The organism is Streptomyces sp. NPDC060049 (assembly GCF_042736715.1).
Lineage (GTDB): Bacteria > Actinomycetota > Actinomycetes > Streptomycetales > Streptomycetaceae > Streptomyces.
Window position 1 is genome coordinate 348,755 of the sequence record NZ_JBHWVV010000001.1, and the last position, 16,418, is coordinate 365,172.

The 16,418-nt window shown below is 72.4% G+C and carries 14 protein-coding genes; 5 read left to right on the top strand and 9 right to left on the bottom strand.

The window, feature by feature from the left end; all coding sequences use genetic code 11:
• Window position 1: 1 nt before the first annotated feature.
• Window positions 2-922 (bottom strand): SDR family oxidoreductase, encoded by a 921-nt coding sequence (locus ACFWBY_RS01605; protein WP_385330807.1) that lies wholly within the window; start codon window positions 920-922, stop codon window positions 2-4.
• A 107-nt stretch (window positions 923-1,029) separates the two neighbouring features.
• On the opposite strand from ACFWBY_RS01605, the gene ACFWBY_RS01610 reads away from it, so the two are divergent.
• Window positions 1,030-1,956, top strand: coding sequence for a cyclase family protein (locus ACFWBY_RS01610; protein WP_385330878.1), 927 nt, complete (start codon window positions 1,030-1,032; stop codon window positions 1,954-1,956).
• A 93-nt stretch (window positions 1,957-2,049) separates the two neighbouring features.
• Here the strand turns inward: ACFWBY_RS01610 and ACFWBY_RS01615 are convergent, their stop codons facing one another.
• From ACFWBY_RS01615 to ACFWBY_RS01635, 5 genes are all read right to left on the bottom strand, one after another.
• Entirely contained in the window at window positions 2,050-4,089 is a 2,040-nt protein-coding gene (locus tag ACFWBY_RS01615) for a hypothetical protein (RefSeq protein ID WP_385330805.1), read from the bottom strand.
• A 551-nt stretch (window positions 4,090-4,640) separates the two neighbouring features.
• Window positions 4,641-5,108 carry an ATP-binding protein gene (locus ACFWBY_RS01620; protein WP_385330801.1) on the bottom strand — a complete coding sequence of 156 codons (468 nt, stop codon included), beginning with the start codon at window positions 5,106-5,108 and terminating at the stop codon, window positions 4,641-4,643.
• Window positions 5,109-5,480: 372 nt separating this feature from the next.
• Entirely contained in the window at window positions 5,481-6,443 is a 963-nt protein-coding gene (locus tag ACFWBY_RS01625) for an acyl-CoA dehydrogenase family protein (protein WP_385330798.1), read from the bottom strand.
• Window positions 6,444-6,450: 7 nt separating this feature from the next.
• Complete coding sequence (locus ACFWBY_RS01630) at window positions 6,451-7,614, bottom strand: acyl-CoA dehydrogenase (protein WP_385330795.1); 1,164 nt, start codon at window positions 7,612-7,614, stop codon at window positions 6,451-6,453.
• A 5-nt stretch (window positions 7,615-7,619) separates the two neighbouring features.
• Window positions 7,620-8,828, bottom strand: coding sequence for an amidohydrolase family protein (locus ACFWBY_RS01635; protein WP_385330792.1), 1,209 nt, complete (start codon window positions 8,826-8,828; stop codon window positions 7,620-7,622).
• A gap of 196 nt (window positions 8,829-9,024) precedes the next feature.
• Between ACFWBY_RS01635 and ACFWBY_RS01640 the strand changes: the two genes are divergently transcribed.
• Complete coding sequence (locus ACFWBY_RS01640; protein WP_385330789.1) at window positions 9,025-10,575, top strand: AMP-binding protein; 1,551 nt, start codon at window positions 9,025-9,027, stop codon at window positions 10,573-10,575.
• Window positions 10,576-10,705: 130 nt separating this feature from the next.
• On the opposite strand, the gene ACFWBY_RS01645 is transcribed toward ACFWBY_RS01640, so the two are convergent.
• A complete protein-coding gene (locus ACFWBY_RS01645; protein ID WP_385330786.1) occupies window positions 10,706-11,230 on the bottom strand; it encodes an EF-hand domain-containing protein in 525 nt (174 codons plus the stop codon).
• A 320-nt stretch (window positions 11,231-11,550) separates the two neighbouring features.
• Here ACFWBY_RS01645 and ACFWBY_RS01650 point away from each other — a divergent pair, with 320 nt between their 5' ends.
• Window positions 11,551-12,129: a sigma-70 family RNA polymerase sigma factor gene (locus ACFWBY_RS01650; RefSeq protein ID WP_214947791.1), complete on the top strand. Its 579-nt coding sequence runs from the start codon at window positions 11,551-11,553 to the stop codon at window positions 12,127-12,129.
• On the top strand, window positions 12,126-13,415 hold the full coding sequence (locus tag ACFWBY_RS01655) for a maleylpyruvate isomerase N-terminal domain-containing protein (protein ID WP_385330782.1): 1,290 nt from the start codon (window positions 12,126-12,128) through the stop codon (window positions 13,413-13,415). Before ACFWBY_RS01650 ends, ACFWBY_RS01655 begins: the two co-directional genes overlap by 4 nt.
• Before the next feature lie 46 nt (window positions 13,416-13,461).
• Here the strand turns inward: ACFWBY_RS01655 and purU are convergent, their stop codons facing one another.
• Together purU and ACFWBY_RS01665 are read right to left on the bottom strand one after the other, a co-directional pair.
• Complete coding sequence (gene purU / locus ACFWBY_RS01660; RefSeq protein WP_385330779.1) at window positions 13,462-14,343, bottom strand: formyltetrahydrofolate deformylase; 882 nt, start codon at window positions 14,341-14,343, stop codon at window positions 13,462-13,464.
• A 28-nt stretch (window positions 14,344-14,371) separates the two neighbouring features.
• Window positions 14,372-14,818 carry a hypothetical protein gene (locus tag ACFWBY_RS01665; protein ID WP_385330875.1) on the bottom strand — a complete coding sequence of 149 codons (447 nt, stop codon included), beginning with the start codon at window positions 14,816-14,818 and terminating at the stop codon, window positions 14,372-14,374.
• A gap of 250 nt (window positions 14,819-15,068) precedes the next feature.
• On the opposite strand from ACFWBY_RS01665, the gene ACFWBY_RS01670 reads away from it, so the two are divergent.
• Window positions 15,069-16,412, top strand: coding sequence for an ABC transporter substrate-binding protein (locus tag ACFWBY_RS01670; protein ID WP_385330776.1), 1,344 nt, complete (start codon window positions 15,069-15,071; stop codon window positions 16,410-16,412).
• Window positions 16,413-16,418: the final 6 nt, after the last annotated feature.

Here is a 16,418-nt window from a genome sequence, read left to right on the forward strand (position 1 = left end):
CCTACTGGTTGGGGCGGTCCTTGGCGGCCGCCGCCTTGGCCATGGCTTCGAGCTGCGCGAGCATGGGCATCGGGTCGGTGCCGACCGTCCCGGGCAGGAAGTCGGCGATCTTCTCGGGGGTCCAGGAGCCCTCGGCGTAGCCGGCGCGCAGTTCGCGCGGCTGGGCCCAGACGGCGATCTTCGGGCCGGCGATCGTGTAGACCTGCCCGGTGATCTTCTCGCCGCCGACGGCGACGGCCTTGTCGGAGAGCAGGTAGGTGACGAGCGCCGCCACGTCCTCGGGCTCGCCGATCTCCTTGAGCTCCATGGGCACGCCCGCGGACATCCGGGTCCGTGCGACGGGCGCGACGGCGTTGGACGTGACCCCGTACTTGGCCAGGCCCAGCGCGGCGGAGCGGACGAGGGAGATGATCCCGCCCTTGGCTGCGCTGTAGTTGGCCTGGGCCACGGAGCCCTGGTGGTTGCCGCTGGTGAAGCCGATCAGCGTGCCCGAGCCCTGCCGGCGCATGACGGCCGAGGCGGCGCGGAAGACGGTGAAGGTGCCCTTGAGGTGGGTGGCGACCACCGGGTCCCATTCCTCCTCGGACATGTTGAAGAGCATCCGCTCGCGCAGGATGCCGGCGACGCAGACGACTCCGTCGATGCGTCCGTACTGGGCGAGCGCGGTGTCGACGATGCGCTGGCCGCCCGCCATGGTGGAGATGTCGTCGGCGACGGCGACGGCTTCGCCGCCCGCGGCGACGATCTCCTTCACGACCGATTCGGCGACCTCGCTCGTCGGTTCCCCGCCCTCGATGCCGACGCCGTAGTCGTTGACGACGACCTTGGCGCCCTCGGCGGCCGCGGCGAGCGCCACGGCCCGGCCGATGCCCCGGCCCGCGCCCGTGACGGCGACGACTTTGCCTGCCAAGAAGTTCCCCATGCCCGGCCCCTTCCCGCTGTTTCTGACGGACCGTTAGATTCTATGGGCAGTCGGATGCGCCAGCACAAGCCCCAGTTCGTTTCCGCTACGAGGAGCTGATGAGATCCATGGGCATGCCCGCCGAGTTCCACGACATCGCCAAGCGCGTCAACAACTGGGGCCGCTGGGGAGCCGACGACGAGATCGGCACCCTGAACCTCGTCACCGACGAGGTCGTACGGGCCGCCGCCGCCGAGATCCGCACCGGGCGCCGGGTCCCGCTCGCGCTACCGCTCAAAGAGGACGGGGTGCAGGCAGGCATGATCCCCGGCCGGATCAACCCCCTGCACACGATGGTGCAGATCAACCAGGAGATCTTCGGCCCCGGCACGGTGGCCTGCAGCGACGACGCGGTGACCTTCGGACTCCAGGCCGGGACCCACTGGGACGCGCTCACGCACGTCTCGCACTCGGGAAAGATCTACAACGGCCGCCCGGCCGGCACGATCACGGCGCACGGCCGCGCCGAGTTCAGCGGGATCGACAAGGCCGGGCCCATCGTCTCGCGCGGCGTCCTGCTGGACGTGGCCCGCGCCAAGGGCCTGGACCGGCTCCCCGGGGGCCACGCGGTGAGCCCTCAGGACCTGGAGGAGGCGCAGGAGTTCGGGGGCGTCACCGTCCGCGCGGGCGACATCGTGCTGGTCCGCACCGGCCAGGTCCAGGTCTACCTCGCGGGCGACAAGCACGGATACGGCTTCCCCTCGCCCGGCCTGTCCGTCCGCACGCCCGAGTGGTTCCACGCGCGCGACGTGGCGGCCGTCGCCAACGACACCCTGACCTTCGAGATCTTCCCGCCGGAGATCGATGACCTGTGGCTGCCGGTGCACGCGCTGGACCTGGTCGAGATGGGCATGCACCAGGGCCAGAACTGGAACCTCGAAAAGTTGTCCACAGCCTGTGCAGAGGAAAACCGCTACGCCTTCCTGCTCTCCGCCATGCCCGAGCCCTTCGTGGGCGCGGTGGGCACCCCGGTCGCCCCGGTCGCCATCCTCTGACCGCAGCCCACCCCGCTCCACCTGCGCCTACGCGTCTTCCCATGCTCCCCGCCCGGGGTTCTCCGCGACGCCGCCGCGGAGAACCCGCCCTCCTCACGGAAGGGCCAGCACGCCCTCGATCACGGCACGGAGCTCCTCGTCCTGGAGGAACGCCCGGTAGTCCCGGTACGGCGACAGGCGCCGGTCGAAACCCCTCACCGTCCGCAGTGCGGTGCGCACCGGCGGGGTGACCCTGCCCATGCGCGCCAGCACCCGCAGCGCCGCGGCGAAGGCTCCGTAACCCTCGTCGCCGTCGGCCGTCGGCAGGACGAACTCCTCCAGGACCGACGTGCTCGGCTCGGTCTCACCCGTGATCGACCACAACGCCGCCGCGGCCTGGATCCGGTACCAGCCTTCGGAGTTCTCCATCGTGCGCCGGACGTGGTCGGCGTACTGCGCGGCCGACGGGCCGAAGTCGGCCAGGAGGTGGACCGGTCCGAAGGAGGAGGGTTCCCGGTTCAGCACCGCGTCGCCGATGATCCGCAGCGACGACCCGTCGTCACCACCCGTGCGCGAGGCGACCCAGGCCACCTTCCAGTGGTACGCCGGGTGGTCGAGGACCGTGGAGCGACGCAGGGCAGGCACGGCGGACGACGCGGCCGGCCCCATGGCCGCCAGCACATCTGCGGCCTGGTGCGCGCCGCGTGCGTCGTCCAGGAGCGGCAGGACCTCCGGCAGCGCGGCGGCCGCGTCCGGCCCCCACGCTTCCAGGGTCTTGAGGAAGACACCCGTCATCGGGCCGTAACCGTCGTCGTGCGCGGCATGGTGCCGCATCACCTCCCGCAGGGAGGGCAGCAGGACGTCCGCGTGCGCCCGCAGCGGTATCAGGACCTCGTGGATCTCGGGACGGCGAGGGTCCCCCATGACGTAGCCGCGTCCGTAGTGCTCCCGATAGGGCTCGTAGAGCCGCTCGACGAGCCCCGGGAGACCGCGCGGGTCGCCGATCCGGGTCAGCGCCCAGCGCGCGTAGTCGCCGACGGTGCCCTCGGTGAAGTCGAAGGCGTCCTCACCCGGATCGTCGAGCAGGCCGGCGAGCCGGTCCGCGTACCCGGCCGCCCTCGGTCCGAGCACCGCGAGGAGGTGCGCCGCCTTGAGCCGCACCGCGTCGTCCGGGTCCCCCAGCAGCCCGCCCGCCACGGGCAGCAGCGCGGGCGCCGCGGACGGCCGGAGCACCAGCAGCCGCCACGCCTCGTCCAGCGCGGCCCGGCACAGCCCGGCGTCCCCGGCGCGACCCGCCGCGCCCGCCAGCCGGACCACGAACGACACCGCCGCCTCCGGGACGTGCTCGAACAGGCCGGTCACCCAACGGACCACGGCCTCGCGGGAGTAGCCGCCCTCACCCCCCGGCACGTACCAGACCGCCTCGAAATCCGGCCGCACGGCGCTGTCGGAGAGGATCGCCACCAGCAGGTCGGCCTGCTGGACCGGCACCCGCGGGTCCAGGTGCGCCCAGGAGCACACCGCGGCGACCTTCATGACGGGGCTGCCGTCACGCAGTACGCCGGCCAGCACCGCCCGCACCCGCTCCACCGACCCGCTTTCGCCCTCCGCCGCCTCGGCGCCGTTCCCGGCACTCCCGGCGGCGGCCTCGCCCAGCGCGAGCAGCACCGCCGGCCGCACCGTCGGGTCCGCCTCGGCCCGCCACCGGTCCAGCAAGGGGGCGACACCGTCGGCCAGAGGGAGGGCCGCCCGCCGCACCTCGGGATCCGCGTCCGCGAGCAGCGCCCGGATCGCGCGCCGGTGGCGTCGCCACACCGCGGGCCACTCCTCGTCCACCAGACCGGGCCCGGCCGTCGCCGCCGTCCCGGCCAAGGACGCCAACAGCTCGACGAGCCACACCCGTTCCACCACGCCCGGATCGGCGGCGAGCCGCACGATGAACGGCAGCGCGGCGGTCGCCGCGGGAACCACCCGGCCGTTTTGCGGAGCGAGACAGAAGTACAGCCGGTCGTACTCCTCCTCCCGTGCGACGCCTCCCGCCAGCGCGAGCCGCCGCAGCGCGCGCGGCACCCCGCTGACCGGGTGCTGGGGAAGGGCCGACTCGAACCGGTCCCACGGCACCGCGTCCAGCGCCTCCATCGACATGCCCGTCATTCCCACCCCGTGAAGCCGGCGGGCTGTCGCCCGGTGCCCGTTCCGGACGAACCGGGCCGCCGGGCAGTGTGTCCCGCCCCACCGGACTTTGACCAACGATTTGGGCCGCGCCCACCCCGAGCGGCGGACCCCTGGCCACGTTCGACCAACGGGGCCCGACGGCAGTGCCTCTGGGGGCCGCCTGGAGCGGCCGGGCCCGGCCCGCCCGTGCGGATCCACCGGGCCGGGCCCGGCCACTTCCGGTTCTACGGGTGGCGGCGGCGCGCATGCACGCCCCGAGCGCGGCACGGCAGCCGCCACCCCACGACCCGCACTCGTCAAGGCAGGACCCTTGGCGTCCCCTCGCGACGAATCGCTAAGGACAAGGGTGATCACTCGTTGACGAACCGTCAACACCTCGTTAGAGGTACAAGCGCGGTTCCCGGATCTCCTTCAGGATCGGGGCGTGGATCGGGGCGTGGATCGGGTCATGGATCGGGGCGTGGATCGGGTCATGGATCGGGGCGTGGATCGGGTCATGGATCGGGTCATGGATCGGGGCGTGGATCGCGTCACAGACCGGGGCACTGGACCGGGGCATGGACCGGGGCGTGCGTTTCGGCTCCGTGCGGGAGCCGGTCCGCCTCCGCCTTCTCCGCCCGGTCCACCTCGCACCAGATCCGTTTGCCCGCGCCCTCGGGCTGCCAGCCCCACCGGTCCGCCAGCCCGTCCACCAGTTCCAGGCCGCGGCCGCCCGTGTCGTCCCCGGCGGCCTGCCGCCGGGCCGGCGCCCGCTCGCTCGCGTCGGCGACTTCGACCCGGACCCCCGGCTCCCCGAACAGCATGCGCAGCACGGCCGGACAGCCGGTGTGCACGACGGCGTTGGTGACCAGCTCGGAGATCAGCAGGATCAGCGTCTCGGCGAGCGGCTCGTCCTCCCCTATCCCGGAACCCGCCAGCCGTGAACGGGCCCACCGCCGGGCCCGCCCGACCTCGGCGGGGTCCGGTCCTACCTCCAGCTGCACCTGAAGCCCCTGCACCGCTCACACCATCCGAACCGGCGGACACTTCGCCTCGCGACAGGACGGGGTCACCGAGCGTGACCCCCTTGGGGAGCAGCATGGTTGACGTACAGTCACCACAACAAGCGCTTCGGGCATATTCCAGCGTGAAGGAGTAGGCATGGTGCATACTGTGCGGCGCTCGCGCCGCTCAACCGCTCGCATTCCCGGGAGCGTACCGGAGCTGCCCCCCGTCTCCGGGCCGCAATGAGTCGGGCGTAGGACACAAACCGATATCAACTCTCTGTAATCGGACAGGCGTCCCGCGCCGTCCCTCCCGTGCCCCCGCCCGTTCCTTCCGTCACAGCGAGCGAGTGAACGGTCGGGCCGACCCCCGCTCCGGACGCGGACTCACCGACCGGCAGCGCCCCCCGATGCCAGCGCCTCCAACAGCAGCTCCGCCGCCAGCGCCTCCTGCGCCTCCGCCGCCGTGCGCCACTGCTCCGCCCGGACCCACGCCCGCTTCAGGTGCAGGTGCACGTCCGCCTCCCAGGTGAAGCCCATCCCGCCGTGCACCTGGAGGCAGTCCCGCGCGTTGCGCACGGCCGCCTCGTCGGCCAGCAGCTTGGCCGCGGCCACCTCCGCGGCGTCCGCGGTCACCGCGGCCGCGTAGACCGCCGTACGGGCCACCTCGGCCCGCACCAGCATCTGCGCGCACAGGTGCTTGACCGCCTGGAACCCCCCGATCGGCTGCCCGAACTGCTCGCGCTCGCCGGCGTACCGCACCGCCAGCTCCACCGTGCGCAGCGCGCTGCCGAGCTGGAGCGCCGCCGTCAGCAGCGCCCCCTCGTCACGGAGGTCGGGGCCCTCCACGGCGGCGTAGCTCGCTTCGAAGTGCAGCCGCCAGTTCGCCCTCGCCAGCGGCGTGAGCGGATCCGCCGACCGCACCGGCCGCCCGGTCCGCGGCCCGGGCGGGAACCCGAGCACCGCGTCGGCCTCGTCGAGATGGGTCACCAGCCACTTGTCGAGGTCGAAGGCCGTCACCACCGCCTCCCCCTCCGCGGCCCCCGGGACGGTCCCGGCGGCCAAGTGGGTGGCGACCAGAGGCCCGGGCAGGAGCGCCCGCCCGGCCTCCTCGAAGACGAGGGCCGCCTCGGGCAGGCCGAGCCCCACTCCGCCCTCCTTCTCGGGGAGCCGCAGCGCGAAGAAGCCTGCCGCGCCGAGCTCCCGCCACAGCTCCCGGTCCACGGAGCGGCCCGTGCGCGCCGCGCGGTCCACGGAGGCCCGCAGCTCCTCGCGCCCGTACCGCCCCTCCAGGAGGTCCCGTACGCCTGCCCGCAGGTCCCGCTGGTCCTGCGTCGGCTGGAAGTCCACCGAACGCTCACCTGCCCTTCGGAAGGCCGAGGATCCGCTCGGCGACGATGTTCTGCTGGATCTGCGAGGTGCCCGCCGCGATCGTGTACGAGAGCGAGGAGAGCCGGTCCAGGGTCCACTCCTCCTCCAAGGAGAGGGACTGCGCCCCCAGGACCTCGGCGGCGGTGTCGTACAGCTCCTGGCGCGCGTGCGAGTACGCCAGCTTGAAGACGCTGCCGCCGATGCCCGGGACCCCGCCCGAGCGCTCGGACTCGCTGACGTTCCACTGCGTGAGCCGCCACAGGGCACCGAACTCGCCGTACAGCCGGCCCAGGCGCCGGCGCAGGACCGGGTCGTCCCAGCGTCCGTTCGCCTTCGCGGTGCGCGCCAGCTCGCCCAGGGTGCGCCGGCAGGCGACGACCTCGCCCACGAAGGCGGTGCCGCGCTCGAAGGACAGGGTCACCATCGTGACGCGCCAGCCGTCGTTCTCCGCGCCGACCCGGTTGGCGACCGGCACCCGCACCTCGTCGAGGAACATCTCCGCGAACTCCGTGGAGCCGGCGAGCGTGCGCAGCGGCCGGACCGTCACCCCCGGCGCGTCCATGGGCATGGCCAGCCAGGAGATCCCCCGGTGCTTCGGGACGGCCTCGCTGACGGGCTCCGTGCGCACCAGCAGCTCGCACCAGTCGGCGACCTCCGCGTGCGAGGTCCAGATCTTCGAGCCGGTGACGACGTACTCGTCGCCGTCGCGGACGGCGCGGGTGCGCAGCGAAGCGAGGTCGGAGCCGGCGTCCGGCTCGCTGAAGCCCTGGCACCACACCTCGTCGCCGCGCAGTACGGGCGGCAGCCAGCGCGCCCGCTGCTCGGCGGTGCCCTCGGCGGCGATGGTCGGGCCGGCGTGCAGCAGCCCGACGAAGTTCGCGCCGACGTACGGGGCTCCGGCGCGCTCGGTCTCCTCCAGGTAGATCAGGTGCTGCGTCGGGGTGGCCCCGCGGCCGCCCGCGTCGGCCGGCCAGTGCAGCCCGGCGTACCCGGCGTCGTACAGCCTGCGCTGCCAGCCGGCGTCGTAGGCGCGCCGGCCGGGCCAGTCGTCGGGCGAGGGCTTGGGCGGCAGGTCGGGGAGCACCTCGGCGAGCCAGGCGCGCAGCCGGGCCCGGAACTCCTGCTCCTCCTCGGTGTAGGTGAGGTCCACCGCGCCTACCGTCCCGTCCGCCGGTCCTTGTCGAAGTCGAGGCCGAGCATGCGGATGGCGTTGCCGCGCATCAGCTTGTAGACGGTCTCCTCGTCCAGTCCCTTGACGTGGTCGAGGGCGACTTCCTTGGTGTGCGGGAAGGTCGAGTCGACGTGCGGGTAGTCGGTCTCGAAGGTGGCGTTGTCGCGGCCGACGACGTCGAGCGAGGCGATGCCGTGCTTGTCGCGGAAGAAGCAGCAGAACATCTGCCGGTAGTAGTACGTGGACGGCGGCTCGGGGATCAGGTCCTTGACCCCGCCCCAGGCGCGGTGCTCCTGCCACACGTCGTCGGCGCGCTCCAGGGCGTACGGGATCCAGCCCATCTGGCCCTCGCTGTAGGCCAGCTTCAGCGTAGGGAACTTCACCAGGACGCCGCTGAAGAGGAAGTCCATCATCGAGGCCATGGCGTTGTTGAAGCTGAGGGAGGCCTGCACGGCGGGCGGCGCGTCGGGGGAGGCGGCCGGCATCTGCGAGCTGGAGCCGATGTGCATGTTGACGACGGTGCCGGTCTCCTGGCAGACGGCGAAGAAGGGGTCCCAGTACCCGGAGTGGATGGACGGCAGACCGAGGTAGGTCGGGATCTCGGAGAAGGTCACGGCGCGCACCCCGCGCGCGGCGTTGCGGCGGATCTCCGCGACGGCCAGGTCGATGTCCCAGAGGGGGATGATGCACAGCGGGATGAGCCGGCCGCCGCTGTCGCCGCACCACTCCTCGACCATCCAGTCGTTGTAGGCGCGCACGCAGGCCAGGGCGACCTCCTTGTCGTGCGCCTCGGCGAAGGTCTGCCCGCAGAAGCGGGGGAAGGTCGGGAAGCACAGGGAGGCCTCGACGTGGTTGATGTCCATGTCGGCCAGGCGCGCTTTGGGATCCCAGCAGCCGCGCCGCATCTCCTCGCGGGTGATGCCCTCCAGGGTCATCTCGTCCCGGTCGAAGCCGACGGCGGCGATGTTGCGCTTGTACGGGAACTTCAGGTCCTCGTAGACCCACCAGTCGGTGGGCGGGCCGTCGGGGTCCATGGTGATCACGTACTTGCCGCCGGTGTAGGCGAGTTCGCCGATGCCGGCGGTGAGCGCCTTGGGGCCGCGGTCGCGGTACTTGGCCGGCAGCCAGACGTCGAAGAGGTGGGCGGGCTCGATGACGTGGTCGTCGACGCTGATGATCCGAGGCAGTTCCATGGTGTCCCCTCGCGCATGCCGAATGATTCCGGTGTGCCGGTTCGTCGGATCCGACGGATGCCGAATCTGATGGAGCGTCAGAAATCTGGAACCAAGCTAGCCCCCCACCCCTGGACCGACAAGCGTCCGCGCCCTACGCTCTCCGCTTGATCTGACTATCCGTCAGGTCTCATCGGCCAGGGGAGGTCGGTCCGGGATGACGGACAGCACCGCAGTCGAACTCAGCCGGTCCCGGACCCTGTGGGACCTGATCGCGCGCCGGGCCGCCATGACCCCGCACGCCCCCGTCCTCATCGAGGCGGCCGACGACCCAGCCGACGACCGCCGGCTCAGCTTCGGGGAGCTGAGGGACCGCTCCGAAGAGGTCGCGGCGGGCCTGTACGACATGGGCGTGCGCCCCGGCACGGTGGTCGCCTGGCAACTCCCCACCCGCATCGAGACCGTCCTGCTCTCGATCGCCCTCGCCCGCATCGGCGCCGTCCAGACCCCCGTCATCCCCTTCTACCGGGACCGTGAGGTCGGCTTCGCCCTGCGCGAGTCCAAGGCGGAGTTCTTCGCCGTCCCCGGCGTGTGGCGCGGCTTCGACCACACCGCGATGGCACGGCGCCTCGGCGCGCGCGGCGTCTTCGAGGCCTACGATTCCCTCCCCGCCGGGGACCCGGCGGTGCTCCCGCCGGCCCCGCGCGAGGGCGGCTCCGTCCGGTGGATCTACTGGACCTCGGGCACCACCTCGGACCCCAAGGGCGTCCTGCACACGGACCGCTCCCTCATCGCGGGCGGCTCCTGCCTGGCCCACGCCCTGCACCTCTCACCGGCCGACGTCGGCTCGATGGCCTTCCCCTTCGCCCACATCGCCGGACCCGACTACACGGTGATGCTGCTCCTCTACGGGTTCCCCGCCGTCCTCTTCGAGAAGTTCGCGATGCCCGCCGCCCTGGACGGCTACCGCCGCCACGGGGTCACCGTGGCCGGCGGCTCCACGGCCTTCTACTCGATGTTCCTCACGGAGCAGCGCAAGGACCCGGGCACCAAGCTCATCCCGACCCTGCGCCTGCTCGCGGGCGGCGGCGCCCCCAAGCCCCCGGAGATCTACCACGCGGTCGTCCGCGAGCTGGGCTGCCAGCTCACCCACGGCTACGGAATGACCGAAGTCCCGATGATCACGATGGGCGCCCCGGACGACACGGCGCACAACCTGGCCACCACCGAGGGCCGCCCCCCGGCCGGCATGTCGATCCGCATCACGACGCCGGAAGGCCGGGCCCTTCCCCCGGGCACGGACGGAGAGGTCCGCCTGCGCGGCGAGGCGGTCTGCCAGGGCTACCTGAACAGGGACGGGGACACGGGGGTCTTCGACGCCGACGGCTACCTGGTCACGGGCGACCTCGGCCACCTCACGGCGGACGGGTACCTGGTCCTGACGGGTCGCAGCAAGGACGTCATCATCCGCAAGGGCGAGAACATCTCGGCCAAGGAGATCGAGGACCTGCTGCACCGGCTCCCGGCGGTGGCCGACGTGGCGGTCATCGGCCTGCCCGACCCCGAACGCGGCGAACGCGTCTGCGCGGTCGTCGAGCAGCCCCCGGGCGCGGCCCCGCTGACCCTGCCCGAGGTGACGGCGCACCTGCGCGCCGAGGGACTCTCGACCCACAAGCTCCCCGAACAACTGGAACTGGTGGAGGCCCTCCCCCGCAACGACGCCCTGCGCAAGGTCCTCAAGTACAAGCTCCGCGAACGGTTCGCGTAGCCCTCCGGGGGGCGGGGCTCCGGCCCGCCCGTCACCCGTCCCGCTCCCGCCCGGCCGGGGCTTCCACGTCGGGGCCTCCACGTCGGGGCCTCCGCGACCGGGCCTACCGTCGGGGCCCGGCCGTCCGAGGCTACGCGTCCGGGGCCGCCACGCCGCAGTAGCCCGCGAAGGCGGCCAGGATCTCGTCCTCCGTGATGCGGCCGTCGCCGTCCCCGTCCAGGGCCGCGGCCAGCGGGCCGGCCAGTTCCTCCGGGGTGCCGAGGACGCGCAGCACGCGCGCCGTCGCCTCCGGGGTCGGGCCGCCGCCCTCGCCGTCGCCGTCCGCCACCGCGATCACCGCGCGCAGGAACGGGCGGGCGATCTCCGCGAACCGCTGCGGGTTGTCGCGCAGCCGCTTCGCCGCGCCGGTGATGAACTCCTCACGGGACACCCGCTGGTCCCCGTCCACGTCCGCGATCCCGGCCATGCCCTGCCAGAAGGCCTCCGCTCCCGCGAAGACGGCCTGACCACGGTCGGAGCGGGCCGCCACGGCGAATTCGGCCAGTACCGCCTTGGCCGCCGCGCTGAAGTCCTCCCGGTCGATATAGCCGTTCCCGTCCTGGTCGAAGGTGGCGAATCGGGAGGCGATCTTGCGCTCGTACTCTGCGCTGTCCATATTCGGCGTTCCGCCTTCACGTGTGCGGTGGGGTTCAGTTCAAGACAAGGCAGGAGCGTAAGGCCTATGTGGCCTGCGCGTTAAGCGAAGCGGTCAAGGAGGTGGCCGCATCGAACCAGCGCACGAGGAGCGCGGCGGGGCGCGTACGCCTGTGCCATGTGCCAGGGAACGCCTCCCGGTTCACGGTGCGCTACGCCCCTATCACGCAGGGCGCACTTCCTGGGCCAGGTTCTCGCAAAACGGGCGCACACCGCTGTGTGCCCACTACATTCGAGTCGTCGACACACGGCTGCGAATCCGGGAATCCGGCTGGGGGCACGATGGCGAAGGACGTACCACCGCGCTGGGACCGCCGCATGCAACAACGCCTGGCACGCGGTGAGGCCGCCGCCCTCGGCGAGCTCTACGACCGCTTCGCCTCCCTCGTGCACAGCCTCGCCCACCGGGTCCTGGGCGACGAGAAGGCCGCAGACCGCATCACCCGCGAGGTGTTCGGCTACATCTGGGAGAACCCGGACGCCTACGACCCCAAGCAGGGCTCGATGCGCTCCTGGGTCGCCCGCATCACCCAGGGGCAGGCCGTCGCCCGGCTGCGCCAGGCCGAGCTGGGGCGCGGCTCCCGCGAGGAGCTCGAGCAGAAGGTGCGCAGCGCCAACGCGGCCGCCCGCGCCGACTTCATCGTCACCTCGATGCCGGCGCCGCTGCGCGCCGCGCTCGAACTCGCCTACTTCAAACGACGCGACTACCGCCAGGCCGCCGCCGACCTCCAGATCAGCGAGGACGAGGCCAGGCGCAGGCTGCGCCTGGGCCTGCAGCTGCTGTCGACGGCCAATGCCGTCCCCCGGGACGACAACGTCCCGCCCGGACACGGCACCTCGGGATATGGAACACCTCGATGACGAGCCCCTTCGACGAAGACGGCGAAGAGCACGAGCGTCCCCGCGGCGGCGGCCCGGCGCGCATACCGGGCCCGCGCGAGGCGGCCGACGACCTCGAGTTCACGCCGTTCGCGCAGGCCGCCGAGTGCCCCGATGACCCCGGGACCTGCGCCCTCGTGGAGGAGGCGCCGGCCCCGCCCGCGCCCCCGCCCTCCCACACCGTCCTGAAGTCCCTGCTCGGCGCGTGGGCCCTGGCGGCCTGCTCCACCGAGGAGACCCTGGCCGTCGAGGACCACCTCACCGAGTGCGCGCCCTGCGCCGAGGAGGCGCTGCGGCTGCGCGACGCCGTGGGACTCCTGCACCCGGAGGAGAGCCTCGACCTCAAGCCGCTGCTGCGCTCGCGCGTGCTGGAGGACTGCCTCGGCAAGCGCCCGGCACGCATCCCCGTACCGGTGTGGGCGAGCCCGTACGACACCGAGACGGCGCGGCTCGACGCGCTGCTGCGGGGCTTCGGCGATTCGGAGTGGCACACCCCGGTCCGGCTCAAGTGGTTCGAGGAGGAGCGGCGCCGGACGCGCCGGACCACGGTGGCCGGGGTCATCGGGCACCTGCTGGCGGTGGACGGCGTGATCGCGGCGGCGCTGGGCCTCGACGACCCGCTGGGCCCCGACGCCCGCACGGCCACCCCGACGGGCCGGACGGAGCAGTTCTGGGAGGACTCCCCGTACCCGACCACGCGGCGGGTGCGCGAGCCGTGGCGGGAGCAGGGCCACACCCTGGTGCGCACGGTGTCCTTCGCGGGCCGGGGCGTGGCCGAACTGGACGTCGACTACGGGCCCTTCGCGCTCCCCCTCTCGGACGCCTTCCTGGAGCGCGCCTTCGAGTGCTGGGTGCACGCCGTGGACATCGCGGAGGCGGTGGACTACCCGTACGAGCCGCCGTCCGCTCCGCACCTGCACCGCATGATCGACCTGGCGGCCCGCCTGCTGCCGCAGGCGCTGGCCGGACGCCGGCGGGCGGGGCTGGCGGCGCCGCCGCGCGGGCTGGTCGCGGCCGGGGCTCCGGGCCGGACCCTGCACCTGGAGATCGAGGGCGCGGGCGGAGGCGGCTGGGACATCGCGCTGGACTCGCCCGCGGCCAAGCCGTCGCCGGAGCACACCGTGGCCCGGATCGCCCTGGACGGCTTCGAGTTCTGCCAGCTGGCCGCGGGACACATCTTCCCGGAGGACGCGGCGGTCGGCCAGAACGGCGACCGCGAAGCCATCCGCGACGTCCTCTTCGCGGCGGCCTCGCTCAGTCGCCTGTAGTCGCTTCCGCCGTGTCGGGGTGCTGCCCCGGCACGCGGCGGGAGGGCTACGCGAAGACGACCGTGCGGGTTCCGTTCAGGAGCACGCGGTGCTCGCTGTGCCACTTCACCGCGCGCGCCAGCGCCTGGCATTCGACGTCGCGGCCGATCGCCACCAGCTGGTCCGGGGTGACCTCGTGGCCCACCCGCTCGACCTCCTGCTCGATGATCGGGCCCTCGTCGAGGTCGGCCGTCACGTAGTGGGCGGTCGCGCCGATCAGCTTCACGCCCCGCGCGTGCGCCTGGTGGTAGGGCTTCGCGCCCTTGAAGCTCGGCAGGAACGAGTGGTGGATGTTGATGATCCGCCCGTTCAGCTCCTTGCACAGGGTGTCGGAGATCACCTGCATGTAGCGGGCGAGGACGACGAGCTCGACCTGCTCGGCGCGCACCAGCTCCAGCAGCCGCGCCTCTGCCGCCGCCTTCGTGTCCTTCGTCACCGGGATGTGCACGAAGGGGATCCCGTAGGAGCCGACCAGCTCCTCGAAGTCCGGATGGTTGGAGACCACCGCCGCGATCTCGACGGGCAGCGCGCCGATCCGGTGGCGGAAGAGGAGGTCGTTGAGGCAGTGCCCGAACTTCGACACCATCAGCACGATCCGCATGCGCTCGTCGGAGCGGTGGATCTGCCAGTCCATCCGGAAGGAGTCGCCGATCGCGGCGAAGCTGGCCCGCAGCTTGTCCACCGTCACCGGCTCGTCCGCCTCGAAATGGACCCGCATGAAGAACAGGCCGGTGTCGCGGTCGCCGAACTGCTGGCTGTCCTCGATGTTGCACCCGGTCATGAAGAGGTAGCTGGACACCGCGTGCACGATGCCCTGCTTGTCGGGGCAGGAGAGGGTCAGTACGTACTGCTGCGGGGCCTGGGGCCGCTGCTGCGGGTCATCGCTCATGACCGCATAGCCTTTCACATCGCGCAGCTCACACGGCGCGCGTGAGGATCCGCAGCACCTCGAGCGACCGGGGCCGCGCGTCCGGGTCGTCGCCGTCCGCCGTCGCCAGCCGTACGTGGGCCTCGCGCGCGGCCCGTACGGCCTCGGGCCAGGCGTGGTGCTCCAGGTAGCCGGAGACGGGGGCGTCGGGGCCGATCTGGTGCATGATCCGCAGCACCCGCAGCACGGCGAGGTCGACCAGGGCCGCCTCCTGCGAGTCGCGGAAGATCGTCCCGACGTACTTCTCCGCGGACCAGCTGTCGAGCCAGGTGTCCTCGACGAGCCGGTACACGGCGTCGGTGACGTCCCCGTACCCTTCGGCGCCGGCCAGCCAGGTGTCTTCCTGGAAGACGGGGTCGGAGAGCATGTGCAGCGCCGAGCGCACGTTGCTGCGCCAGCGCCACCACGGCATGTCGTTGAGGGGCATGCCGCCCATGGTGGAGGAGCGGCCGCCGCGGCGGGAAGAGTTCTTCGAACCTTGGGCGAATGTCACGCTTTCGATCGTACGTTCCCGTCTTGCGCGATCTTGAGGCGCCCTTGCGCGCTCCGCGCGTGCCCGCCACCCTCCCCCACGCGGGCGCCCGCCCCTCCGCGCGCGTGCCCGCCACCCGCAATTCACCTCGACGTCACCGCATGTTGTGTACACCTCACTCTTCGGTTACCCGGGCGCGGAATGGTGCATGCACATGACCACCCGGAGAAGCGCAAGGGCCCTTTCCCGCATCCTCCTGACCAAGGCCGCGGCCGCGGCGACCGGCGCCTGTCTCCTCGCCGGGTGCGGGGTGCTCCCCGGGGGCCCGGGGGGCTCCGGGGCCACCGGCGGCACCCTCACGGTCATGACCTTCGCGCCGCAGGACTCCAAGGCGACCAACATGCCCGGCATGCCGGGCATGGCCAAGGCCTACGAGCGCTGGGTCAACTCCAACGGCGGCATCAACGGCCACAAGCTCCGCGTCCTGACCTGCAACGAGCACAACACGCCCGGCGGCGCCGCCGACTGCGCCCGCAAGGCGATCGCCGAGAAGGCCGTCGCCGTCGTCGGCTCGTACAGCCAGCACGGGCGCGCCTTCATGGCCCCGCTGGAAGCCGAGGGCATCCCGTTCATCGGCGGCTACGGGGTCTCCTCCGAGGAGTTCCAGTCCCCGCTCTCCTACCCGGTCAACGGCGGCCAGCCCGTCCTCCTCGCCGGCGCCGGCCGCCAACTGGGCCGCGCCTGCGGCAAGGTCGCCCTCGTCCGCCCCGACACCCTCGCGGGCGACTCGCTGCCCCTCCAGCTCAACGCGGGCCTCATGGCGAACCAGGCGGGCGAGGCCAGCGACATCCGGGCCGCCGAGGACTCCGCGGACTTCGCCCCGCAGGCGCACGAGGCACTGACCGACACCTCCGCGGCGAAGGACGGGGCCGCGGGGAAGGACGGGGCGGCCGCGAAGGACGCCAAGGAGAAGGGCTGCGTGGCCGCCGTACTCGGCTCGCGCACCGAGACCTTCTTCGACGCCTTCCGCCGCGCCGCCGCCTCCCAGAACAGGAAGCCGCAGATCTCCTCCGTGCTCGGCTCCGTCAGCCAGGCCCTCGTGGACCGCACCGGCGGCAAGGAGAGCCCCTTCGAGGGCGCGTACGTCACCAGCTGGTACCCGGTCGCCGCCGATCCGCTCTGGGAGCCGATGCGCCGGGTCATCACCGAGCAGGCCTTCGGCGACGACAGCGTCGACCCCGGCGACAGCGGCGCCCAGACCACGTGGATCGCGTACACGGTGTTCAGCGAGGCCCTGAAGCGGTTCAAGAGCGGCGAGGAGGTCACGTCGCGCACGCTCGCGCGCAAGCTCAACCAGTCCGAACCGGTCAAGACGGGCGGCCTGACCCCCGACCTCAGCTGGCGCTACCAGGACATGCGCGCCGTCGCCGGCTTCCCCCGCATCGTGAACGGCCAGGTCACCTTCCAGGTCGTCCAGCAGGGCCGCCTCGTCGCCCAGCAGGGCGAGCAGTCCACGGACATGACCCAGACCCTGGAGCTGGCCCCGCGCGCCAGCTGAGGCCGG

Bases quoted from the DNA above. Each gene is read 5' to 3' on its own strand.
- ACFWBY_RS01605 (WP_385330807.1), bottom strand. From the start codon at position 922: ATGGGGAACTTCTTGGCAGGCAAAGTCGTCGCCGTCACGGGCGCGGGC.
- ACFWBY_RS01610 (WP_385330878.1), top strand. From the start codon at position 1,030: ATGGGCATGCCCGCCGAGTTCCACGACATCGCCAAGCGCGTCAACAAC.
- ACFWBY_RS01615 (WP_385330805.1), bottom strand. From the start codon at position 4,089: ATGACGGGCATGTCGATGGAGGCGCTGGACGCGGTGCCGTGGGACCGG.
- ACFWBY_RS01635 (WP_385330792.1), bottom strand. From the start codon at position 8,828: ATGGAACTGCCTCGGATCATCAGCGTCGACGACCACGTCATCGAGCCC.
- ACFWBY_RS01640 (WP_385330789.1), top strand. From the start codon at position 9,025: ATGACGGACAGCACCGCAGTCGAACTCAGCCGGTCCCGGACCCTGTGG.
- ACFWBY_RS01645 (WP_385330786.1), bottom strand. From the start codon at position 11,230: ATGGACAGCGCAGAGTACGAGCGCAAGATCGCCTCCCGATTCGCCACC.
- ACFWBY_RS01650 (WP_214947791.1), top strand. From the start codon at position 11,551: ATGGCGAAGGACGTACCACCGCGCTGGGACCGCCGCATGCAACAACGC.
- ACFWBY_RS01655 (WP_385330782.1), top strand. From the start codon at position 12,126: ATGACGAGCCCCTTCGACGAAGACGGCGAAGAGCACGAGCGTCCCCGC.
- purU (WP_385330779.1), bottom strand. From the start codon at position 14,343: ATGAGCGATGACCCGCAGCAGCGGCCCCAGGCCCCGCAGCAGTACGTA.
- ACFWBY_RS01665 (WP_385330875.1), bottom strand. From the start codon at position 14,818: ATGGGCGGCATGCCCCTCAACGACATGCCGTGGTGGCGCTGGCGCAGC.
- ACFWBY_RS01670 (WP_385330776.1), top strand. From the start codon at position 15,069: ATGACCACCCGGAGAAGCGCAAGGGCCCTTTCCCGCATCCTCCTGACC.